The sequence below is a fragment of the Prevotella sp. P2-180 genome (genome assembly GCF_002251435.1).
Classification (GTDB): Bacteria; Bacteroidota; Bacteroidia; order Bacteroidales; family Bacteroidaceae; genus Prevotella.
Genome location: NZ_NPJI01000067.1, coordinates 41,991 through 66,378, shown reverse-complemented (window position 1 = coordinate 66,378; position 24,388 = coordinate 41,991). Strand labels below are relative to the sequence as shown.

The 24,388-nt window shown below is 40.4% G+C and carries 19 protein-coding genes and 1 riboswitch; of the genes, 10 read left to right on the top strand and 9 right to left on the bottom strand.

Annotated elements, in window-relative coordinates:
- The first annotated feature begins 277 nt into the window (after positions 1-277).
- The 6 genes from CIK98_RS09425 to CIK98_RS18710 all read left to right on the top strand — a co-directional run bounded on the left by CIK98_RS09425 (position 278) and on the right by CIK98_RS18710 (position 5,554).
- On the top strand, positions 278-565 hold the full coding sequence (locus CIK98_RS09425) for a DUF4160 domain-containing protein (RefSeq protein WP_253249688.1): 288 nt from the start codon (positions 278-280) through the stop codon (positions 563-565).
- A 16-nt stretch (positions 566-581) separates the two neighbouring features.
- Positions 582-848, top strand: coding sequence for a DUF2442 domain-containing protein (locus CIK98_RS09420; RefSeq protein WP_094383984.1), 267 nt, complete (start codon positions 582-584; stop codon positions 846-848).
- Between the two features lie 77 nt (positions 849-925).
- Positions 926-4,558, top strand: coding sequence for an Eco57I restriction-modification methylase domain-containing protein (locus tag CIK98_RS09415; RefSeq protein ID WP_094383983.1), 3,633 nt, complete (start codon positions 926-928; stop codon positions 4,556-4,558).
- Positions 4,559-4,570: 12 nt separating this feature from the next.
- Positions 4,571-4,780, top strand: a complete 210-nt coding sequence (locus CIK98_RS18720) for a helix-turn-helix domain-containing protein (RefSeq protein WP_253249687.1) — start codon at positions 4,571-4,573, stop codon at positions 4,778-4,780.
- A complete protein-coding gene (locus CIK98_RS18715) occupies positions 4,777-5,112 on the top strand; it encodes a hypothetical protein (RefSeq protein WP_253249686.1) in 336 nt (111 codons plus the stop codon). Before CIK98_RS18720 ends, CIK98_RS18715 begins: the two co-directional genes overlap by 4 nt.
- Positions 5,099-5,554 carry a hypothetical protein gene (locus CIK98_RS18710; protein WP_253249685.1) on the top strand — a complete coding sequence of 152 codons (456 nt, stop codon included), beginning with the start codon at positions 5,099-5,101 and terminating at the stop codon, positions 5,552-5,554. The genes CIK98_RS18715 and CIK98_RS18710 overlap by 14 nt, the downstream gene beginning before the upstream one ends.
- A gap of 344 nt (positions 5,555-5,898) precedes the next feature.
- Here the strand turns inward: CIK98_RS18710 and CIK98_RS09405 are convergent, their stop codons facing one another.
- Complete coding sequence (locus CIK98_RS09405; RefSeq protein WP_141210493.1) at positions 5,899-6,153, bottom strand: hypothetical protein; 255 nt, start codon at positions 6,151-6,153, stop codon at positions 5,899-5,901.
- A riboswitch (SAM-I-IV-variant riboswitch) is annotated at positions 6,152-6,269 on the bottom strand. Its footprint overlaps the gene before it by 2 nt.
- 324 nt (positions 6,270-6,593) lie before the next feature.
- On the opposite strand from CIK98_RS09405, the gene CIK98_RS09400 reads away from it, so the two are divergent.
- The 4 genes from CIK98_RS09400 (at position 6,594) to CIK98_RS09385 (ending at position 11,603) form a co-directional block, all read left to right on the top strand.
- The gene (locus CIK98_RS09400) at positions 6,594-7,769 is read left to right on the top strand and encodes a hypothetical protein (RefSeq protein ID WP_094383981.1); all 1,176 of its coding nucleotides are present in this window, start codon (positions 6,594-6,596) and stop codon (positions 7,767-7,769) included.
- A gap of 435 nt (positions 7,770-8,204) precedes the next feature.
- On the top strand, positions 8,205-8,864 hold the full coding sequence (locus CIK98_RS09395; RefSeq protein ID WP_172409891.1) for a BT4734/BF3469 family protein: 660 nt from the start codon (positions 8,205-8,207) through the stop codon (positions 8,862-8,864).
- Positions 8,865-8,867: 3 nt separating this feature from the next.
- On the top strand, positions 8,868-10,607 hold the full coding sequence (locus CIK98_RS09390) for a VapE domain-containing protein (protein WP_094383979.1): 1,740 nt from the start codon (positions 8,868-8,870) through the stop codon (positions 10,605-10,607).
- Between the two features lie 495 nt (positions 10,608-11,102).
- Positions 11,103-11,603, top strand: a complete 501-nt coding sequence (locus CIK98_RS09385) for a hypothetical protein (protein ID WP_094383978.1) — start codon at positions 11,103-11,105, stop codon at positions 11,601-11,603.
- Positions 11,604-12,080: 477 nt separating this feature from the next.
- Here the strand turns inward: CIK98_RS09385 and CIK98_RS09380 are convergent, their stop codons facing one another.
- The 8 genes from CIK98_RS09380 to mtgA all read right to left on the bottom strand — a co-directional run bounded on the left by CIK98_RS09380 (position 12,081) and on the right by mtgA (position 24,382).
- Positions 12,081-12,434, bottom strand: coding sequence for a hypothetical protein (locus tag CIK98_RS09380; protein ID WP_094383977.1), 354 nt, complete (start codon positions 12,432-12,434; stop codon positions 12,081-12,083).
- 499 nt (positions 12,435-12,933) lie between these two features.
- Entirely contained in the window at positions 12,934-15,558 is a 2,625-nt protein-coding gene (locus tag CIK98_RS09375; protein ID WP_094383976.1) for a zinc-dependent metalloprotease, read from the bottom strand.
- Positions 15,559-15,584: 26 nt separating this feature from the next.
- A complete protein-coding gene (locus CIK98_RS09370; protein ID WP_094383975.1) occupies positions 15,585-16,469 on the bottom strand; it encodes a hypothetical protein in 885 nt (294 codons plus the stop codon).
- Positions 16,470-16,490: 21 nt separating this feature from the next.
- Complete coding sequence (locus CIK98_RS09365; RefSeq protein WP_172409890.1) at positions 16,491-17,897, bottom strand: RagB/SusD family nutrient uptake outer membrane protein; 1,407 nt, start codon at positions 17,895-17,897, stop codon at positions 16,491-16,493.
- A 45-nt stretch (positions 17,898-17,942) separates the two neighbouring features.
- Positions 17,943-21,473: a SusC/RagA family TonB-linked outer membrane protein gene (locus tag CIK98_RS09360; RefSeq protein ID WP_253249684.1), complete on the bottom strand. Its 3,531-nt coding sequence runs from the start codon at positions 21,471-21,473 to the stop codon at positions 17,943-17,945.
- A 139-nt stretch (positions 21,474-21,612) separates the two neighbouring features.
- A complete protein-coding gene (locus CIK98_RS09355; protein ID WP_094383972.1) occupies positions 21,613-22,755 on the bottom strand; it encodes a FecR family protein in 1,143 nt (380 codons plus the stop codon).
- A gap of 43 nt (positions 22,756-22,798) precedes the next feature.
- Positions 22,799-23,308 (bottom strand): sigma-70 family RNA polymerase sigma factor, encoded by a 510-nt coding sequence (locus CIK98_RS09350; RefSeq protein ID WP_253249683.1) that lies wholly within the window; start codon positions 23,306-23,308, stop codon positions 22,799-22,801.
- 354 nt (positions 23,309-23,662) lie between these two features.
- Positions 23,663-24,382: a monofunctional biosynthetic peptidoglycan transglycosylase gene (mtgA, locus tag CIK98_RS09340; RefSeq protein ID WP_094383970.1), complete on the bottom strand. Its 720-nt coding sequence runs from the start codon at positions 24,380-24,382 to the stop codon at positions 23,663-23,665.
- Positions 24,383-24,388 lie beyond the last annotated feature (6 nt).

Sequence of the window (24,388 nt, the reverse complement as noted above, 5' to 3'; positions counted from 1 at the left end):
ACAAATCATATCAACGCCCTGTAAGGGCAAAAGCATTATAATACACATCATGAGAAGATACAATATAAATCGATAATCAAGCCGTTACCTTTATTGTTTTCTTTTCCTATTCTTTTTTTCTAAAAAAAGCCGTTATGTTATTAAGCTTTGCCAATACGCAGGGCGGCAGCATTAAGAGTGCCAACCCTCGACGTTGTTCGCGGTGGACTTTGGGCAACCATAGTCAGAGAAATGTTTGTGAAACAGAACTACGCGTCTTCCAACGAATATATCTTCGATGGCCTATGAAGGTATCTTCACAAAAATGGCATGTCCTTTCTTTCAAAAAAGCCGTGATTTTTTTGGCAGATTGCAAATAAATCCTTATCTTTGTCCCGTCAATGACCACACTCCCATCCATATACATATTATAAAAGATGGGAATGAGGCAAAATATAACGTTGAACCCATGGAACTTGTATTTAACCATAGGTTTAAGAAAAATGATTTGTCTTTAATAGAGTCATTAGTATTGGAAAACAAAGAAGTCATCATTGAAAGATGGCATAATTACTTCAATAAATAAACAGGAGGACTGAGCAATGAAAAGGTTTTATATTGTTAGAGCATGGACAGACGACACCTCTCTCTGGATTGAAACAAAAGATGGGCAAAGAGTGTGCACACCATTTTCGAAATGGAAACGTTTGGAAAACGCCACAAAAGACCAACGCAATGATTTCGTTCTTGGTTATACAGGCATACACTGGCCAAGTATAGATGAAGACCTTGGATATGAAGGACTCTTTGTAGATGCCGGATTGTGCGAGGCAACTCCTGAGGAATGTAGTGCGGTTTGTGATCCATAGAATTCTCTTCCATTCAACATATATTTTCTAGAGTGTAGTAATATATTTTTTGCAATAATCACATTAAACAATACTTTATGAATAAACTCAATCCTTCACAATCGATATTAAAGAATTATCTTAAAGAACCCGTGAGAATCGATGACATCAATTTGTTCAGAGATTCTCTAAAAAGACTATTGAACGAAATTAATGAAGATGAAACAGAGGAGTTTAATAAAAACTTAGTGATTCATTTTCTTCGTAATTCACTATACCGCGATCGTCGCTTCTTAGTTAATACTTACAGGCGAACAGATCTTGCTATTTACGTTGATGCAGCAACTCAAGAGGAGCATCCTGTAGTATTGTTTGAAGTTAAAGGACCAGGTCGTCCTGATATGGTTTCCCATGACAATATGAATAAGAAGGCAATGCATGAATTGGTGCTTTATTATTTGATTGAAGAGGTCGAGAAGAAGAACAACGATATAAAACATCTCATCATAACAGACTGTCGCCAATTTTTCATATTCGAGAAAAAAGAATTCTTTAGATTGTTTGCGAAGAACAAGAGCTTTTCAAAAAAAGTTCTTGATGCCTACAACCAAGGTAATGACACTTCTTATATATACTCTCAGATAATTGCTCCAGAGGTGGAGCGTAAGCAGTCCATGTTGCAATACACGTATATAGACCTCAATTCCTTTAAGAAAGACATTGAAAAAGATAGCATAATAATGTCACATAAGTTTATTGCTGCATACAAGCTGTTTTCTCCTGTAAATCTTCTTAACCAGCCTTTCTCGTCAGACCACAATACGCTTAATAACAACTTTTATCGAGAGCTGCTTTATATTATGGGAGTGAAAGAAGTTACAGACGACAAAATAAAGAAAATCAAGCGTTTAGGGAAGGGAGCTCAAGCCTATTCCCTCGTAGAGCAAGCATATTCAAAACTTGAAGATTATAGCTTTGAAGATGATGAGTCGCGTTTCGATGCGGCTCTCGGTTTAGTGCTTATATGGATAAACAGAATACTGTTTTTGAAGCTTCTTGAATCTCAACTTGTAAGTTTTACTAATGATTCAGCCTTAAAGTTTCTTGATATAGACCATATTTCTGGATATGATGAATTGCGTGACCTCTTCAGTGAAGTGCTTGCTAAGCCTATCGCAGAGAGAATTGATGATGTAAAGACCAAGTTTAAGAACGTGCCTTATCTCAACAGTTCGTTATTTGAACTCAATCCAATGGAAAAAGATTATTTCGCTATAGGTGAACTGCGTCTTGGGGAGATTGATGTATATGAAAGAACGGTATTGAAAAATGCCAATGGCAATCGGTTGGGTGGTAGGCTTAATACGCTTGATTATCTGTTCCGTTTCCTAGATGCTTATGATTTTGGAGCTGACCACAATAATGAAATTGTTCGCGAAGACAGTAAGACGATCATTAATGCGTCTGTTCTCGGACTGATATTCGAGAAAATTAACGGGTATAAAGATGGTGCTTTCTTTACTCCAGGTTATATTACTGAATATATGTGCTCCAAAACATTAAAAAGGGCTGTAGTACAAAAGTTTAACGAAGTCAAAGGATGGGAATGCAAAGACTTGGAAGAACTGAAAGAAAAAGTCGAATATGGGAAAAGGGATATGCGCAAAGAAGCCAATGATATCATTAACAGTATTAAGATATGCGATCCTGCTGTAGGAAGTGGGCATTTCCTCGTATCTGCACTTAATACGCTTATTGCCATAAAAAGTGAATTGGGAGTGCTGCAAGACCATTCTGAAAAACCTAAACGGATTCAAGAATATGACATCTCTGTTGAAAATGATGAACTCGTTGTAAGTGATGAAGATGGCGAAATGTTCCGGTATAATCCGAGTGATCCCGGAAGTCAAAGAATTCAGGAAACTCTGTTTGAAGAAAAGCGAACAATAATTGAAAATTGTCTTTTTGGAGTTGACCTCAACCCCAAGAGCGTTGATATTTGTCAGTTGCGCCTTTGGATAGAACTTCTGAAAAACTCATACTACTATCATTCGGAAGACGGCACACGTCAGCTACAGACTCTGCCAAACATTGATATTAACATAAAATGCGGAAATTCCCTTGCTTCACATAAGCCTGTTACTATTGGTAAGAAAGTACAGCCTGGAACTAATATTACTAAAGATATATCTGATTATAAGAAACTGGTGGCAGATTACAAGGCAAGTAAATCAAAAAACTACAAAAAGGATATATTCAAGAAAATTGATGTAATAAAAAGGAAGCTTAATCATCGTGGCGACTCACTTGATTTGTTTATCGACCATACGGAGGACATCGCAGTTTATCGGACAATGTCTAAATCACTTGAATGGATGATGGAATTTCCTGAAATACTTGGTGATGATGGCACACTAATTGGATTTGATGTTATTATAGGAAATCCTCCATATATCAGTCTTGAAAAGCTGACGAAAGACGTTATAACTTATAAAAAAATGAAACGTCTAGACGAAAATAATCATGAGGTAAAAAACTACAGAACCCTGATGTCTCGTGGCGATATTTATCTGCTATTCGTTGAGCGCGGACTCCAATTGTTGAAAAAAGGAGGTTTATTAAGTTATATTATGCCTAATAAATGGACTAAGGTGATGTACGGTAAAGAATTGCGCCAATTATTCCTTGAGTACGAGCTAACTTCTATGGTTGATTTCTGTGACTATCAGATTTTCAGCGATGCCACAACATATACTTGTATAATAGAAATGTGCAAGCGAGAAAGTAATGGCACAATTAATATATCATCTTTATCAGATGTTAAACCATCAACGCTTGCTGAGGACATTGAAAATAGCAAGGAAATCTTTCCTACCAAGGAAATGGATAACGGGATATGGATCACTTCGTCGCTTGATAATTTCAAAAAGATAAAGAAATTAAAAGAAGGAATGAAAGGGTTGGGGGATATATTATCACAAGAAAGTTGTAGAGGGCTTCTAACTGGTCTTTCAAAAGCTTTTAATATTTCAGATGATGTTTATAATAAATTATTATTAGACCAAACCTCTGCAGATATAATACGTCCATTCCTTCAAGGGCGTGGACTAACAGCCTTCGGCAAAGCAATAGCAGGTAGCCATCTATTATATATACCAAAAGGTTTTACGCTGAATAGTATGGGAATAGATTTAGAAAAACAAGAGAAACCAGATGAGGCTGAGGCTTGGGAATGGTTTTCACAGAACTATCCCGCTGTTTCGGGATGGTTGAGTCAATTTGCAAACGAGGCAAGAGGGCGGACTGACAAAGGCGATTATTGGTGGGAATTGAGAGCGTGCGCTTACTATGATAAGTTTGAAAGTCCAAAGATTTTCTATCAGGTATTTCAGACAAAGCCTTGTTTCGTTTATGATGAGGCTTCTACATTTTGTAATAATTCCATGTATTTCCTGCCGACATCAAACAAGGCGCTTTTAGCTTTCTTAAACTCCTCAACAGGTTGGTGGCTGATTTCTGAATTTTGCCCACGAATACAAAGTGGCTACCAACTCATTTGGGATAATTTCTCTCAGATACCAATCCCATCTCAACTACCATCTGAATGGGAAGAGAGTGCTGATGCTTTGATGGATGCTATAGCAGACAATGACTTGGAAACTTTTAAGGTAAAAAAGGCAGCTTTGGATAAACTGATAGCAGATGAATACGTTGCTTTATTACAATCTTAATTAAGAGATATTATGACGACAAAAAATACCGACGAAAGTCAAAACATAGAATTCAAGAGTCTTCAGAAAATTCGCACTGGTGACAAAGGGTTTAGAGAACTCTCGGTTACTTGTGTGGCATTAGCAAATGCACAGGGGGGACAGATTGTGATAGGTGTAGAAGACAAAACGGGGAAGCACGCACCGATTCAGACTACCATCTACTTGATGGAAGCAAATTGACTAATCTTGGTGTCCTATGGTTGGGTACTGCAAAGCAGCGTAGCCGTACATGTTATCCTATCACTGTTGAGTATATTGTCTATGACGACTTGGAGAACAAGACAAACAAGTTGGAGTGGCGTGACAATAGCCTCAACCCCAAAGAACTTTTGGAGGACATCATGGGCAAAGCTGTCGAGTTGACTTATAGCTACGAAATGCCCAATGGGTTATTCCGCAAAAGCATACGTTATTATAACGAGAACCTGGTTAGAGAATTGTTGGTCAATAGTATAGCCCATAAGTCGAACACAATCTCTAATGACAGTGGTAAGGCTGATGGATTACGTTGACCACAACTATCAGTTGTCGCAGAAAAATAAAATAGCTTTTGGTATTATTGCGAGAGAAAAGCGTATTTCTGCAACTGATTTATCGAAGATATTGCAGTTGACAGGTGAGGAACGACTCCGAAGTTATACAGATAATCTTGACAAGATGCATCTGATAGCGAGGGGAGGTGTAAAGAAAGGTACATATTTCCAGATAAATGATACCCTTCTTAGAAATGCCAAATCCAATATTGTGACAACTCTCAAAACCATTGAGCCGTATGCTTTAAAGGCACTTGTTCTTGAGGATTTAAAGAAACATCCTAAGAGTAAGATTTCACAAATGGCAGAACGCATTCCTGATGTAGAATTAAAAGAAATCATAAAGATGGTGTATTCTATGGTGGACAAGGAAATCATAAAAGAAGGTTCTCGCTCCGATTGTACGTATTCAATAAAATAATGGCATAAAAAAAAGAAGCGAAAAAGAATTTATTAATGCAGCGTGATTACATATTTGATAATCAAGTCGTTACATTTATTCTTTTCTTTTTTCTATTCTTTATTTCTAAAAAAAACTTTATGTTATTTAGCTTTGCCAATGCGCAGGGCGGCAGGATTAAGAGTGCCAACCTTCGACGTTGTTCGTGGTGGAGTTTTGGCAACCATAGACAGAGAAATTTGATTGACTGATAGAGATATGCAAACATTGCTTTGGTCGCAATCCCTCGTGAAAATGTATTATCCCACATTCACAAGAGCAGACGTGAATGTGGGATAATGATAAGAATCTAATTTATGAATGATTTATTCTTGTAAGCGCAGTTTGCCTGACGCTTCATCAAGAACGACTTTTTTGGCAAAGGAGATATTGCCATTTGAATATACTGAGCTGACATCTATGCCACGGGCAATAAGCTCGTCGATGAGGGCAACGTCGTGTGCTGCACGGGCGGAATTGAAACCAGTGTTCCCCACTTGTGCATTGAATGATTCAACTAATGATGAAATTGACATGGCTGCAAATCTTGCAGCAAAATCTGCTGAAATGTTCTTGTTCATAATTGGACTTTTTTGAAGTTTAACAATATTATTCTTCCACATCGTACCTTTGCCACCGTGGTAGTCCATACTCGGTTGGCGAGTCCGCCCAAGGGCGACTGCTCTTGATGTTTCGCCCGCAAAATTACAAACAATAATCGTGATATGCAAATAAATTCAGATTATTTAAGAAACTATTCTTGTAGAAATTATTTCAGGCATATTGAACTCTTTATAACTTCAGACCATTTCTGATTTCTATCGACTTGGATTGATCAATATTTCGACAAAAAAAATATATAGCTAAGCGACTTATGAGAAGGTTTACATAAGTTCTTTAGTCATTATATCAAATTTTTCGGAAATCTTTTGTTGGTTTCAGATATTTATGTTAAATTTGTAGTTGAATAACTTGTAGCATAACAAGTATTAATATAATATTAATTTTTAAAATTATAATTATGTATTATACAACAGAGATATATGACCCAGAGGAAGGGTTAAACATAATAGCCTTGGCGGTTGCAAAGTTTAATCCAGAAAGATTTTTGTATGCGATAGAATACAAAAAATGTGACGAGGTGGAGTTGGAATTGATGGCTTGCAGTGTAGCAGATTGTAGGGTAAAACTTGAAGCAGAATACACGAAGCTTTTAAATTTTTCAAGAGAGTTCAACAAGGAATTTGTCACAGTAAACAACAAATGCTTTAACACCGCGTTGACATTGTTTTGCAAAATGAGGTCAGGATTTAGCGAGACGAAAAAATTATTCATGAAATTCTGTCCCAGAGCACGCAGGGAAGACGTAAGGCATGTTATTGGCAATATGCCCGTTTCGGCATACGATTATTCCTATATTTCTGCAAACATATATCCTCTTCCTTTGTTCAAATTTGAAACCTATCCACCTTGTGTTTCAGGACTGTACAATGAGATAGAGAAATTCTTTATTCTTTTTGCACAATGTGTAAATCTATGCAAGAGTGTGTTGGCTGAAGAAGAAAAAATAAGGAAGGATAAGAGATACTGTTATTTTCTATTTAAAAATTTCAAAGACAAAGTCATAAAAGAGATTGCTGGAATGATTTCCTTGTTTAATAAAGACAGTGAAGATTTAAGTGAAAAAGCTAATTCGGCTATCGCAAGCAGAAATAAATATGACAACGACGAGGCATGGTCGCCATTCGGCTTTCATAATTTTGACAAAAATGATGTTAAGTTGCTTGTGATAAAACAAGTGATTGATGTAGAATCTGCAACAGGATTAAGCAAAACAGAGATACTCTTGTTTGGAAATGATAAAGAGAAGGTTGAAAGGGTAAAACATTTAATAAGCATATTTGACGACCTACTGCCTGATGGATATAACAAAAAGAAACTGCCTGCAAAAACTGTTCTAATGTTTCTACATTACTTTGGTTTTGGAAAGGGCTTGTTAAAGGAAGCCGTAAAATACTTCTTTGAAAAGTATATGGAGAATCCTTCAGCGAAGTACGAAAGCGTGTCATATGAGGCGGTAATCAGTTACAATAAAGAAGTTAAGAACGATAGAAAAGGAGAGTTCAAAGCGTTTGTAGAAAAACTCAAAACACGTTGTTGCACTATTCAACTTTTAGAAAAGGCGAGCAACTTCTAAAACACTCTTGATTTATATTTTTTTAACTTGATTTCAAAAGTGTATCAAACTATCATGGTTGATACACTTTTTTTATTCATTGATTCGTCATAATCATATTCTTATTCCGATTTTGATTGCTTGACATATTTTTGATTCTTTACTTGATTATTATCCAATATGTAATCAAGTTTAGACTACCAAATTTGATTTTGGTGTGATAAACAATAAAGAAAAACAATGAACAACAATCAAAAAAAGGTGAATCCGATAAAAAACAGCGAAGAGGTCAAATCAAGCGTAAATTTTGATAAGTCGCTAAAAATCAGTATCTTTGCACTACCAAAACGACATCGGAATTGGGTCAGGCGTTGGACCGTAGGCCAGTTTGCACCGATGTTGTGCGGTAGGACCCCTCTCATGCAAACGGAGGGCACTCCGGAAAGGTTAACGAGTATGGATAGAACAAATCATGCTCTGGCTGATACAATACTATCGGAGGAGCGCATTCAGCTGAATGCGTTGCTTCCAGGTGACGAACGCGACGCCAACAATGTTTGGATGTCCGAATTTAGAGCTCCTGTTACAAACTGCGTGCCCTTGCTTAATCGTGTGAATTTGGGAGAGGTCTATTGCCAAGTCATGATGCATCAGCATTATGGGAAATTGACCGAGCAGCTTAGGGCGATTGAGGACGTTGAAAAACAAAAGGAGTTTAAACTCGAAAAACTTGACTTCGTGACTCCTAGCGGTGTGTTCAAATACCGCCGTGAAGAGAAATTGGTGCGACATTCAGGCCTCTTGTGCATCGACATCGATGCAAAGGAAAATCCTGATGCCACACGCGATTTGGAAGGTCTGAAGCAGCATCTGCTTGACGACCAAGATCTTATACATGATTTGATTCATGTCTCTCCCCGAGGCAACGGCCTTAAAGACTATGTGAGAATAGACATCTGTAACTTTTCACATTTGGATAATTTCAAGGCCCTGCGCTATTATTATAAAACAATGCATGGACTAGTGATCGACGAGGCGTGTAAGGACATTGTCCGAGCCTGTTTCCTCTGCCACGACCCCCATGCTTATGTATCACCACAAATATGTCCGTTTTAAATCATGATAGATATTAAAAAACAATTAGAGCTTGCCTGTGCCAATCAGACTGGCAAGCCAAAGGTTGCAGAATTAGGCAGCCGCGAATATAAACATGTCGAGATGGCTAAGGAAAAAAACTCAAAAACCGAGACCTTGGATGAACTTTATCATCAGGTTGAGTTGGTTGCGAAGATGCTTTGTGCCCGCGGCAAGGACATAACGAGTCTATACCCAGATTGGCGTGACGTTGGTTTTGCCCTGGCTGATGGTATCGGAGAGGAAGCTCGTCCAATATTTCATGAGCTCTCTTCCCTATATCCTAACTATAATTATAGTGAGACTGACAAGCAGTTTGACCACTGCCTTCGCATGCCGCCTTCGGGTCGCAAGATTACTATTGGCACTTTCTTTCAGAAGGCTAAGGAGGCGGGCATCGACCTCAGTGCCGCATATAGAGAAACACATCCTATAGTAGATACACTTGTGAATGAGAAACCATCGCTTGACGATACGCCCAAGGAAAAAGTGACGAAAAAGCGTGGCAGACCCAAGAAGAACGAGAAGGAAAAGGCTGATGAGCTTCAGAAAATTGAGTCATTTATTGTCAGCCGTTGGCTTTTCCGCCGAAATATTCTTACGGGAATGTTGGAAATTGCCCTTGTAGAAGATGGGAATTTGGCTTTCCACGACTTGGACGACACGGCGGCAAACACCATTTGGCGAGAATTGCGACTGGCGGGAATCAAGGTTAGACTGAACGAGATCTACTCGCTCATCAATTCAAACTTCACTGATGACTTCGATCCCGTGAAATCGTATTTAGAATCCCTGCCGACTTGGGACGGTACAACTGACCATATCCGCCAACTGGCAAATATGGTTCACTGCAGCAACATGTCGCCGGAGGAATTTTATTTGGTGTTCAAAAAATGGTTTGTTGGTATATTCAAGGGATATTTTTCGACAGAAAATATCAATGAAGCCATACTGACTCTCTTAGGAAAACAAGGTTGCTACAAATCGACGTTCTTCCGGATTCTGCTGCCCCCAGAACTCCGAAAATATTATTTTGAGGAGAAGGCCATAGACGCTATAGACAAGGACTACGAACTAAGACTGGCAAAGAATTTGTTGATAAATTTCGATGACATGAAAGCCTTAAGCCGCCAGAATCTAAACAAGTTGAAGGCTGTGGTTACGCAGAAGTTCGTGAACGTTCGCGCTCCTTACGACCGTTACCCCAAACTCCTGCCGCGTCGCGCGTCATTGGCTGCCACTGGAAACGAAGCCGAGTTCCTTATAGACCCTACCGGCAACCGACGCTGGATTGTTGCCAATGTAGAATCAATCGACAATCCGCATACTGCGAACATTAACTATGAGGGTATTTATTCTCAGGTGTTTAGCCTCGTAAACAGCACATTCCAAACGTGGTTTTCTGACGAAGAGATAACGCTTATAAATGAGCGGAACAAGGAGTTCGAGCAGACTGACGAGACATATGAATATATTCTAACTCATTTCCGTAAGCCATCCGACACCGACACTCCACAGTGTCTCACCTCAACCGATATAAAGAGCCGCTTTCCATCGAACATTCTCACCAGTTCGACCAAGATTGGATTAGCCATGAAAAAACTGGGCTATGAGAGCAAACGTAGCAATAAGGGCCGTTTCTATCTAGTGGTACAAGTAAATATAAATGACATTGGCAAGAACGTGGTGGAAGATGCCGACGAAGACAATGGCAAGCCTTTCTAAGCACACTGTTTTATGTCTCTTACCTTTCATCGGGCATTCCTTTCTATGGGGATGCCCTTTTTATTATTACGGCGAAAGAGTGACACGGTGACACGTTTAGTGCTATTTCCCCAAACTTTTATAAAATAAATCAAATATTCTACACCCTGCTTCTTCTATCCTTTTTTTATTTTTTTCCGCGATTTTTAAGAAAATGATATAAAAGGTGTCACCGTGTCACTATTTTCAAGGTTTGTCGATCTGTAACCTATGAGCAAAAGTTGCCTATTAACAAGCGAGACGTTACGTTTTCCCATCTTTGACGTTGCGTTTACACTACTGCCACGTTGCATTTACAACGCGAAAAAAGTGAGTTTTTTATGAAAAAAAGTAGTGAAAAAGTTTGGCAGTTTGAGATTTTTTTTGTACCTTTGTATACAGAAAGATGAAGCTAATATTGGTGGAATCTTAAGCGTTCTTTACTTTTTTGTTTAACCTTAATAATTATTTACATTTATGCTAAGCTATCAGATTTATCAGAGCCAGCTGAAGGACAGTCCTTCGTTTGGCAAATGGTATTGCCGAGTGGTGAGCAGCGAGACCTTTCATATTCCGGAACTCGCTGAACACATGGCCAGTCACAACACACCGCTGAGCAAGGGCTTCCTGGAGGCAGTGCTGAAGGATGCTGTCAGTTGCATCAATGAGTTAACGCTCGACGGCAAGAGAGTTATTCTTGACAATCTTGTGTCGTTCGGACTCTCTGTAAAACACAAGGCGGGTGCCGCCACTGCAGACGATTTCAGCATTGCGAAAAATGTTGAATCAGTGGTGTTGCAAGCAATCGGCGTAGGGGAGTTTTCGAAGTCGATGTTGACAAAGGCGGCGAAGTTGCGTGAAAGCAGCAGCTACTCATCGCCTCGCACGCAAGCCGGTTCCACCGGAAGTGATTCGGAAACTCCGGGCACTGAGCCTGTTGACCCAGGCACTCAGCCGGATGATGACCTTGGTCAATAGCCCTTGGCTAAACTCTCTTATTAGGAAGCCGCAATGCGTCTTTACAAAGGACGGTTGCAGCTTCCTTTTTTTTAAAACCCAAGTTTCGAATGTGCTTTTTTGGGGGAAGTTAAGGAAGTTAAAGGGGGAGTTAAATGGGGAGTTATAAGGGGGAGTTAAAAGGCCAATAGTAAAAGCCTGGCTTAAACATACGTCATTTATCTTCTTTTGTCTCTTTTCAAAAGTTGAGTCATATTATTCTTGCACATTATTTATAAATTATAGCGTAGTCCGGAAGGGCTTTTGGCGTACGGACATACGGCTTCGGGGCGCAGAAGTCACACAATCTGGATGCGGCTACTGGAGTTGTTGCCGTCCTGGATGACCTGTATCCGTAGTTTTGGTTGAGCACACTGATTTCGTCTGCTCACTGTCATTGTTGATGGCGTCGATGAATGAGGTGTTTTCTCCTCCACCTTACGCAGAGCCTCCTCGCAGTCAGCCTTCTCCTTTTTCAGATTTATGTCGTCGGTCAGCCATGCAGTTTGTATTCCTCATCTTGTTCATCTCCACAGATCCGAGGCAAAGGAACATCGAACCGATACTCATCCACACGACGCAGTCGGAAGTGCTGTGTCCCTTATCCATCTGCATGATAATGAATGTCACAAACATCAGGACGGATGCCATATAGAAGCCTATCCCCTGTTGGCGGTGGGCATTAGCCTCATCCCCCTGTTCTCTCAGTTTCTTTGCTTTGTGAATACCTACGCATACGAAAGCCACCATCAGTGCGCAAGCCACCAAGGGCCATGCTGCAAAAAAGAATTCCTGTATCATAATCTCAATCATTAATTTGTTGTTTTTTGCACGTTAGACGAGGACAACGGCTGATTTACTACAAGAACTGGGGTGAATTCTTCCCCAAAATCCATATGACATCTGACGCTATGCAGTAGAGAAGAAGATGATGGCCGCTTAGAAATGCAAATAATCGGCGAAAAGTTTGGCGGATTGGAAAATAACAACTTTTCAGCATTTTCAGCCTCGAAAATTTTACACAACTCATCAATAATACAGAAAATTTCTGTAACTTTGTCCCTTGAAATCATTTGGTAGTCTCTTTTTATTATTCGTAACTATTTGATTATCACCTACAAAGATACGAGAATAAAAAAAAAAATGAGATTATCAAATTTTCTAAAGTATATTTTTATCCCGAACAGGGGTAAAAAGTAATGAGATTTTTTGAAATGCTGGACGGAGTGAGGATATAAAAAAATACCGCACTGCGGAACTGATAATTATCCAACCACATGAGCAGTGCGGTATTTGACAATAATATTTTCAATTACTTGTTCTTCAGCGAATTTATTATCAGAATAATTGATTTATAATGAGCTTTGTCGTCAGGATGAGCGTTGAGTAGTCGTTTTCTCACCAAAGTCTCTATCTTGTCAACCATCATGGCACGATATGCAGAAGACTCATCTATAGCATCGGTGTTGATCTCTGATTGCAGTCCAAAGTCGGATTTGTCACCAAAATTCCTTGATGGCTTAAGCAGTGTGGAAACAAATCCACGCCCTTTTTCTTCCTCTAACAGCGTCAGGTCGTAAATATGACGTTCTACAGTTCCTGTTTTGTCAAGACCATAGAGAGCTATTTCATCAACAGATGGAGCATATACAGATGCACCTTCAGCGAGAGAGGATGCACCCTTGCCAGTAATCTTCTTCATTGCTTTAGACATTTCTTGCAGAGATAGCCTCTGAAGGAGTTTGTCTCCTGCGGTTAGGCGGTTTTTGCCTTCTGTGTTTTGCCAAATGGCATTAAAGAGGTCATCGTAGTATTCACGTTGTGTGTATGGGTCGTTGCTGATGTGTGAACACAATAGCACTTTATTGTCGAGCCCGAATATTTTTCGTCCAATGTTTCCCTTCATGGTAAGCGACTTGTTAAGCGCCAATGGGAAGTTCTGTGTCAAATTCTTGTCGTCAAGCCAGTCGCTGTTCTTTATCTGTTCAATAACCCACATAAGTACTTCGTGCTGCTTCTTCCTGTCAACAGGCTTCCATCTTTTTTCAGGTGTCCCATCCTTTATTTCCGTCAGATAGATTCCACCAACGTTAATCAAAGCATTGTTAAGATACCTCAAGTATTGCGAGCAAATAGCCTCATATAGTTCCTGTCTGTGTGCTGTCGACTCGTCGTCATCAATCCAGTTATTAAGATTTTTAAGAATGTATTTCAAGTTTTTGATACCATATTCGCCAGCCTTGACAGCATCGTCACCAAGGTCTTCTTCAAGTGCACTTGGATCGTACCTAGAGTAAACCTGTTGTCTACCATATCGATATAGCGGATTTCCGGCTTTTTCATCAATCCATTTTTCCAATACTTTCGCCTCCTCTTCTACAGAGAGATTCCCCGGGATTGGTGAATACAACCATTTTATGGCATATTCATCGTACACGCCCATATCTGGTGGTGATAATCTTACCCCCTTGTCTCCTGGCTGTGCAACATAATTGAACCTTGCATAATCCATTATAGAGGGGGTGGTTCCATATTTCTGGGTAAAAGAGGCCGACCTCAATGAGTCTACAGGAAATACACTCGACGCAGACATATTGTGCATCAAGCCAAGAGTATGACCTATCTCATGGGCAAAAACATAAGCAAGCGACTCGTAAACGATTCGTTTTGGCATTTTTTTGCATCTCACGTCAGGATCTAACTGAGCAGTTTGCACGAAACGCCAGTTATTAATAAGTTTAATTACGTCATTATACACGAGTACCGTCGCATTAATAATCTCTCCTGTACGAGGGTCTACCCATGAAGGTCCCATGGCATTCTCAACACTTATTGGTACATATCTAATACAAGAATATTTGAGGTTGTCTGGATCAAAATTGGGGTCATCTTTCGGGAAATCCACTGCCTGCATTACATTTTTGAAACCGATTTTCTCAAATGCCTTATTCCAAATGGTTACTGACTTTTTCAATGGTTGTTTCCAATCTTCGGGAAACGCATCATCAATATACCACAAAATAGGTTTCTTAGGTTCAACGAGCTTTCCAGCTTTCCACGCTTCCATGTCTGACGGTTCGAGTCTCCATCTGTTAGCCAGTGCGTAGTCTTCAATTCCGTCATGTTTCATGGTAATGTTTTGTTTTTGTGTGAGGAACACTCCTATTCTTGTGTCGGCAATCCTTGGTTTCATCAATTCTTCCGGCAGCAGAAGCAGAGTGCGGTTTACCTTCACTGTAATCTTGCTTTTTGCCACTTCGCTTGTCATAAAGTTTATGGAATAATCGTAAGTAAGGTATGACTCTACCGTGGCATTATCATCAAACGACTTTATGTTTCCGAGTGCGCAAAGTGCAGGCTTATGGGTAGACTTAACGTCAAGAATGCTGAATTTATCTACAAGAGGTTTCAACAGAGCCTCATCGCCCATAAAAATGTCTGTCATCTCAAACACGACACTTGCAGAGTCTTTGCCCCATGCCTCAATTTTGTATTTTTTGAAGAATGGCTCGTTGTAGCTCCTTTTTATTGCTGTCGCGAGTTCCTTGTCACCTTCTGTGAGCGAATTAACAGTCTTTATGACTACAGAACTGTCGAGACGGCAGAACCTGATGTGTAACGGATCGGTATTTTTGTATCCAAGAGTAGCTATTCTTGAGTTGCCTGTTTCAGCTATTGTAGACGACAAAAGCACGTCTCGCCCGAGATATTTCACCGGCAATTCTGCATACAACTTCCCATTGAGTTTGTGTAGAGTCACAAATCCCCCCTCGGCAGTAGTTTTCCCTGGCTTGTCAAGCAATTTTTGGTACTGAGTTTTTTGAACTGTTTCTTTTTTTTCCCTGTGCTTTTCTTTCTTCTTGGCATCTACTGCTGTCGCGCCATTTAACAATAACGCGACAGCAAGTATTACCAATGCTAATTTGTTTCTTTTCATTGCATTAGTTTTATTTTTATTAATAATTATTTGAAGTCTTTATTTCCTATCTTCTTTATATCTACTCCTGCCTTTGTGAATGCATTTACAAGAAGTTCGTACTTCTTCCTAACAAGAGGATATTCAAGGTCCTCTGTCCATTCGCTCTCTGTGCGGTAAGCTAAAGACGCGACATATGCACTTATGTCGAGTGACTGACTTAATGACCAGTATACAGTGCTCCACTCCTCGTCGGTCTGAGGATTGTAAACAAATCCGTATTCCCTTGCCTTCTCTGTTGACTCCCAATACAAGTCGGCAGTATAGTCGCTTACTGTATAAAACTCCTGAGGTACTTCTACAGCCCCTGTTGTAATACAATAATTGAGGAAAACAGCTTGAAGATAATTCTTGAATGAACGTTTGTCATCAGATGTCATTTCTCCTACATTTTTAGTTATGTCGGATATTGCAATCTGATTGTCGATACATCGAGCCGGTACGTCTACCCATGATGACGACCACCAGTCTTCCACTAAGGTCTGCAACTTCCCGGTGAGCATGACAAATTTTGGCATGTTTTTCTTCAAGAATGACGTGTCGTACAAATCGAGCCATGTTATTTGTATTATGTCCAGCAAATTATTTACCCTTTCAGGTTCTATAGGCTCAAACTGGTATTCTGTGCCATTGTTTTCAACAAGAGACCACTTAAAGTCCTTTTCGCTGAAAACATACAGGAAGTAACTTCCATAAGTATCATAAAGCGACATTATCTTTGCGTCGGCCTCATTATTTCCACCTTGGGGCAAGGTGTAGTCAGACCCAGGCACTTTTACTTCTCCAAGTTCATTATCGTCGTTACAAGCTGTGAATGCTACAACAGCAACAATAAGTATATAAAAATATTTCAATGTTCTTATAGTTTTCATAATGTTCTCATTTAATTAATGTCATACACTTGCAGGACGTTTAGGCATTGCGGCCGACTCGTTCTGCCTTAAAGCGGGATTTTCCTGTATCACTTCATTAGGCAAAGGCAGTGTATACATCGGATCGTTATCCTTCAGCACGTATTTCTGCCATTCGTCCACACTCTTTGTCTTGTATAAATGCACTATTGACGGCATTCCATTTCTTCTAAGGTCAAACCATCTCACTTCGTCGAAGCACAGTTCGAGCCTTCTCTCTTTGACAATATCCTTAATCAAGGCTTCATTGCTTGTTGGACGTTGCGGGACATAGTCTTTATATCTGTTTTCACGCAGTTTTGTAAGGTCCTTCCATGCGGCGTCATCATTGTTTTTTCTAGCATAAGCCTCAGCGCGACATAGATAAGCCTCAGAAATCCTAATGGCGTTTGTCGGTGTTCGTTTGCTTCCTAAACGCTTCTTATACACGTTGCCGTTATAAAACCAAAGGACCTTTCTCATATCATTGTCGTCAAAAAGTCCAATAAGTTCATCTGACACCTTGAATCCAGGAAGCGAGCAAGTTGAATATCCATTACCATAGAGAAGCTCCACCTCAGAATAGTCGTAGCTTGCCATCGTACCGTTCTTTGCAGGAAGAAGAGTGTAGTTGGTGATAGGGTTGCCATTGTCGATGGCAGTGGTTGCAGCCTCAATAACCTTGTCCCAATTCTCCATCTGCAAATACACTCGGCAGAGAACAATGTTTACCGAAGGGATGTTGAATCGGAAATCTCCGCGCGTTTTGGGGTATTTACAAAACAGTTCCGACGACTCTTCAAGATCTCTCACAATCTGGGCATATACCTCTGCGACGGTATTTCTATCAAGTCCAGACGTATTCATGTCGGCATTAAGTTTCAATGGCACACCCAACGACTCTTTGTCTGTTTTATATGGTTTGCCAAAGATATTAACAAGCATGAAGTAGTAATATCCCCTAAGTGCAAGTGCCTCAGCCTTAACAATATCCATATCTTGGCGTGTTCCTCCCACGGCTTCTTCTATTCCATCGAGAACAGCATTTACTCCTACTATCCGTTCGTATGTCATGGCATAGCAGTCGTCATAATATGTCTTGTTCACATTCTGGTTCTCCCACATGTCAGGTTGCCATGTGAAGAAAGGGAATGCACTTACCGCTCCTTCATAATCGTTGTCAGGATCCCACATTGATTTCTCGTTAAGCATATAGTCGTCATCAAGCAGATAGAGCGTGTTATATAGTTTACCTGTGGGCGAGGGATAGCCCGAACCGAGAAGAAGTTCCTTGTAATCCGACACGGTTTTGACTATTACCTCGTCGCCCGATTCCTCGTTAAGGAAATCTGAACATGATGCCATTCCAATAATAACAAAGAATAGTATTAGTATATGTTTTTTCTTCATAATTTCGAATATTTCGTTATTATTTGTGTAAGACTTATTATTCATTTAGAACATGACTTTCAGCGACATTGTTGCCATTCGTCTTGCCGGCCAGTTTCCTGTCTCAGGATCTATGCCATTCCATTTGCTGTCAGACACCCATAAAAAAGGATTGGCGAGGGTGAACTTCAACTGCAGTCGCTTTGCGTATATCTTCGATAGAAATCTCTCATCGAAATCGTATGCAAGAGAAAGAGAGTTGCATCTTATAAAGTCGGTTTTTGCCACTCTTACATCTGAGTTATTATACATATCATATAACCAAGATTCGCTACTTTCTACAGAGCCTGTAGAGGGCAACTGTATATAAGCCAAGGATGTTGGTATTGAAGGTATGAGAGTATTGTCGCCAGGCTTACGCCATCTGCCAATAATGTCACGTGACACGTTTTGCTCTGGAGTTGGTATACCATAATTGCTTGACGTGTCATAGAGTTTTGGAAGTCGGCCATGTCCTCCCCATTGTATGTTAAACAAGGCATAGAGTGTGAATGCCTTATACTTGAACTGCATGTTAAGACCACCATTAAAGTCGGGAAGGAACTTACCTGACTTAACAAGATAAGCCCTTGGGTCTTCTCCGTTCTCTACTTCCATGTTTTCAAACTCAGGCTGACCGTTTGACTCATTCAGCCCCTTGAACTTATATGAATAAAAAGTGGAGTATGCTTCGCCATTTATACCAGCTGTTCCATTAATGTAGTCATTGAGGGTGTTGACACGTTGGTTCTTCTCAAGGGTGTTCTTGGTCACGCTGGTATTCAATGAAACCTGCCATGAAAAGTCTCTTGTCCTAATAGGCACTACGTTGACCACGAAGTCGTAGCCACTATTAGTAATTTCGCCACCACCCACAATAGCTTTTTGAACACCATTCTCGAAGGGTACGTTGCGTGATGTAAGCACGTTGCTGACCTTGCGGAAATAGTTTGCGATCATGTTTAACCTACCATCGAAAAAGGTGGCGTCGATGCCGAAATTGTAGGTTCTTGTCTTTTCCCATCCTAAATCAGGATATGGCAGCGAACTTATTGTCAGTATATAGTCGTTATAGTACTCATTTACTCCTCCATCCTTTGCAATCAGATATGGAGATACGGTTTCCACAGAGTTACCCTGGTATCCATAAGATGCGATGATGTCAAGGTTGTTCATCCAACTGATGTTATTTGCAAACTTTTCAGAGCCTATTCTCCATTTTGCTCCTGCCGACCATGTAGGCTCAAACCTTTTGTTTTTGTCCTGTCCGAATCGGTTTGACGCATCAAGACGCGCGTTGAGGTTAACTACATATCTATTGTCGTATGTATATGCCAATATGGCGTATTCGCTAAGTTTATTGTTAACTTTATTCAGCACAGTAGCTTCTCCCCTAACAAAAGGGTTTTCTTCTGGTTCATTCCATATTAGGTCAATATACTGAATAGGCAGATTGGCAAAAGTCTCGCCTCTATCCTTGAGATAGCCATATCGCTTGCTTGTAGTACCTCTTGTTTTCACTGTATTGGTCTCTATGCCTATCTGGGCTGTAATTCTATGTACGTCGTTTATCAGCTTGTCATATACAAGTGCATTGCGCACTGTAATGGTCGTGATGTCCGTGAAACCAGTCTCAAGAAGTCCGCCGAATGGCATTCTTGAGTACCCTATCTCCTGAGATGAGCTCGAATACGCACCGTATTCATATCCCCTAAGCGATGTGGCATAGAACGACCGTTCGGTTGCGTATGATTTGGTATCAGTAGACGAGCTGCTGTAGGAGAAGAGTCCCTGATATTCCAAGCCAGGCAAAATATTCCAGTTCACGCTAAGTGTAGAGCCCCATCTCTTTGTAATGCTTTGGCTTCCTGTATTATTGCGTTCATTGAGAATATTGTATTTATAACTGTTCTTATTATCGATAACTGTACTTGTCTCATCGGCCCATTTCTCATGATAATAAAGGGTTCCGTCTGCATTATATAAAGGTATTGCGCGACTTGTTCCGTATGCGTAGTTGAAAGGGTCTACGCCATAGGCAAAGCCTGTGGTCTTTCTGTAAGTGCCAGTGAGAAGAAGGTTAACCTTCAGTTTGTCGTTAAGAAGATTCATCGTTGTATTTGATGTGGCGGAGAATAGTTGGTTGTCATTACCTTTAGCTTCACCATTCTCTTCCGTAAAATTTAATGATGTACGATTTTGTACTACATTTGTTCCACCACTGAGGCTCACATTATGCTTGTGACTGAAGGAATTTCTGAACAAGGCAGAAAACCAATCGGTATTTAGATTGGACATTCTGTAATATTCCGAATCAAACTGTTCTTTACTAATGTTTTTGTTGAGGTAGCTTTGAAGCAGTCCAGCATAACCCACAGGCAGGATATTTGACGGATACGAGACCCTGTCTTCATACATTTCCTGTCCAAGTTGCATGATTTCTTGAGAGTTCATCTGATTATATAGGCCATAACCTGGACGCTGGCCTATTGTGAAATCGCCGTTATACGAAACAGACAACTTTCCGCTATTTGCCTTCTTGGTGGTGATGACGATTACTCCGTTTGCTGCCTCTGAACCATAAATCGCTGTAGCAGAAGGGTCTTTTAGTACTGTGATAGTCTCGATGTCACTTGGGTTCAACCATGATATTGCATTTCCTGCAAGTTGGGTGATATCATCATTATCCACAGAAAACTTTGTGTTTTCCTCTGAATTAAATGGCTGCGGGTCACGTTGCACAACACCGTCAACAACCCAAACTGGATTCTGGCTTCCTAATAATGAAGATGTTCCACGCACCCGAATTTTGGGAGATGCGCCAACCATACCTGTTGTCTGTTTTACCATCATGCCCGGCACCAATCCCTGCAACATCTGGTCTACTGACGAAAACGATTCTAGATTAAGTTCAGAAGCCTTGAGTGTGGTGGCAGCACCTGTAAAGTTACCTTTTACAGTATTACCATAACCCGTGACCACAACTTCGCTGAGCTGTTCAAAATCGTCTTTCAACATAATAGTCATGTTTGCTGAAACCTTCTTCCTTTGAGGAAGCATTCCGACAAATGAAACTTTCACAGCCATGTCTTCATACACATTTGACAGGTTGAAGACTCCATTTGCGTCTGTGATTGTCTGTTGTTGTGTGCCTTCAACTGCAACGGTAGCCCCAGGCACGGGATGTCCGTCATTGTCTGACAATACCATACCCTTAACTTCTTTCAGCATCTTTACCTGCTTACGGCTCACGTTTATGAACTTGCCATCGATATGGTATTTCAAAGGGTGGTTCCCAATGATGGCTTTCATAGCCTTGTCGACACTAGCATTCGTTATCTTCCCGGTCGAACGATATTTGCTTACGTCTTCATAGATAAAAATTACACGGAAGTCAGAAGCCTTTTCAATACGTTTGAAAAGTAACGGCAGGTCCTCGTTTCTGAATTCCATGGTGATACCTTTCTCCTTTGTGCCTTGCGACATGGAAGGCAAAGCAAGCAGGAGAAAAAACGCTACCAAGGTGGCAACGCGAAATCGTAATCGTCTTTCTCTCATATACAAAAAAATCTAAATAATTAATAATTCAATTTTCTTATTATACGAGACCATTACGAAATGGCTACCCTAAAGATGCATTTTTTTCGCAAAAAAAGAGGAAAAACATACAAGTTGTCGTTTATTTAGTAAAAAAACATCATTTAATCATGATTTTCCCATTATTGTAGACAGCATGTATGCGCTCAGTGCGATTAAGTATCTTTATGAAATGGTGGATATCCTGTTTTCTGTCTGCATAGAAATGCAGTTGTAACTTAGCGACATTATCGTTCTCAATATATATGTCTGTATTATACCATCGCCCAATCTCAGCCATCATTTCCTTCAATGTTACACCGTCGAAATAGAATAGTCCATCCTTCCAAAACACAGTTCCTTCTGCATCCACATTCTCTACATCCATGGTCTTGTCCACCGAAGCCTGCTGTCCCGGTGATAATCGCTTTTTGTTACAATTGTTGGCATTGCTCACTTCTACGCTACCTGATACAAGAGTGACTTTTAGTGGTTCAGAGGGATAGTTTCTTACGTTGAATTCAGTGCCCAAAGCCAATACATCCACTCCACGGCTTTTAACGATAAAAGGCCTAGTAGGATCCTTAGCTACTTTGAACAGTGCTTCTCCTTCAAGCTCAACCACACGTTCTTTATTACCAAAAGCCATAGGATAGACAATACGGCTATCGGCATTGACATACACTACTGTATTGTCAGACAAGATAACCTTAAACGACTTTCCTCTTGGTACACTTAGACTATGCCGTTTTGACGAGTATTTCGCGTTACGGTCATTGTCTGAACTGTATTTCGCCTCATGGTTTGATGCATCATAGACTAACGGAGCGTTTTTACATGCCATAGCAAGGGGGACGGATTCTTCTTGTCCAAACTCACGAATCATGACTGCTGTATCGGTTTCGCATGCCTGAAACACCTGAACGTAATGTTGCATCACATCCACCTTATTAATAAATAAAGGTTTGGTCGCAACATAAAAGATAACCATAATAACAGCTACTGCTGCGGCAATCCATGGCCAAAAACGACGTACGGTTGCCCTGTGCATGTCAAGACGACCATGGATTTTCGCGAGGTCTGAATCAACGTCAATATCAAGAGGATTATCACGTTTCATAAGCCCTATAGTTATGCCTGCAATATCAGCACAATCGTCGATAAAGTCATCATCGGTCAAAACACTTGAAAGAGCACTGTCATGCTCCATAATGTCCAATGCTTCTTTCTCAGAAACTGATATTTCAATGTCTTTTATCTCCATAAAATATAGTTGTTTAATGTAATAATAATACGGAATAGGTATTTTATTGGTCACCCTCCGAAGCTACATATTTTCTTATAATGCGTAATGCCTTAACAATATTTTTGTGTATTGCCGAGACACTTACACCTAATTCAGCTGCCACTTCCTTATATGACTTTCTTTCTAAATAACACGATTTTAGTATGGAAAGATTATAGTTTGTCAATAATTCCATCCCTTTTTGTATCTTTTCATACCGCATCTCCTTGTCCTTTGTTGTATCTTCGGTAAGACGTCCCGCAATGAGCCTGACAAAGTCTGCATAGTCCTTGCGCGAGTTTTGTTTGCGTATATGGTCAATACACCTGGTCTTTATAAACGATAATAAATAAGACTTGGCAGTACTTTCATCTATCTTCTCATAGTTACGCCAAAGATATTCAAAAGCATCACTTGCAATATCCTTACTAGTTTCCTTGTCTTTTACAAAATAGCATGCAAAATACACCATTTCAAGATACCAACTTCGGAAGAGCCTGTCAAATACGCTTTTTTTCTCTATATAATTCATGTTGTTTACCGTGAAAATGTTTCATCACAACCACCATTTGCATTTATGTTGTTATAATGACGGATCATGGACATGGTTAGGCTCTTTCTGAGAGTCTTGTATACATAGTATATTTCATCTTCGTGCACTACCACGAAGTTCATCATGCCATGAGGTATTCGTTTTGACTTTCTTTCTTCCATATCTAAGATGCATATAATTTTTGGGGTGCATTCGATGAATATCGGTGCAAAGATAAGCATTATTTTGTAAAACAACAAGGGAAAAGACTTTTTTCTTAAAAAGAAAGTATAGTTGTCAAGAAAGGAATTATAGGAGGAAAGAGATGGGAGGAGTATAAAGAGAGGTGGGAGCTCACTTGTCCTCTCCTTCCTTAGGGAAGCGGGGGATATGTTTCATTTCGCGCATGATGCGATATTGACGCTTTTTCATGTAGGGCGAGGGAGAGGCAGAGCTGAAACGGCGCGGATTGGGGAGAGTGGCGGCTATCAGGGCGCATTGTGAGCGGGACAATTCCTTGGCCCTACAGCCGAAATGACGCTCGGCCACTGCATCGGCCCCATAAATGCCGTCGCCCATCTCTATGGAGTTAAGATAAACTTCCATGATGCGCTGCTTGCTCCACATTATCTCTATTAGACTGGTGAAATAAGCCTCAAGCCCCTTTCTCACCCATGTTCGCCCAGGCCAAAGAAACACATTTTTGGCAGTCTGCTGAGAGATGGTACTGGCTCCGAGCTTGGGTTTGTCCTTACGCGTCATATTGCGCTTGGCAGCATGCTCAATGGCCTTGAAGTCGAAGCCATGATGGTCGAGAAAGCGCTGGTCTTCGCTGGCTATCACCGCCACGGGAAGAGACGGCGAGATGTCGTCGAGCGACACCCAGTGGTGGTGCATCTTAAGTGTCTTTCCTTCACTGGCCTGCTGGGCAAGACGAATGAACATCAAGGGAGTGAAATAAACGGGAATAAAACGTAACGCCACAACAGCAAGAATGGTGGAGCCGAAAAAAGCTACCACCATCCATTGTATGACAATTCTTACTCTGCGCAGTATGAATTTCGTAATAATCATCAGGAA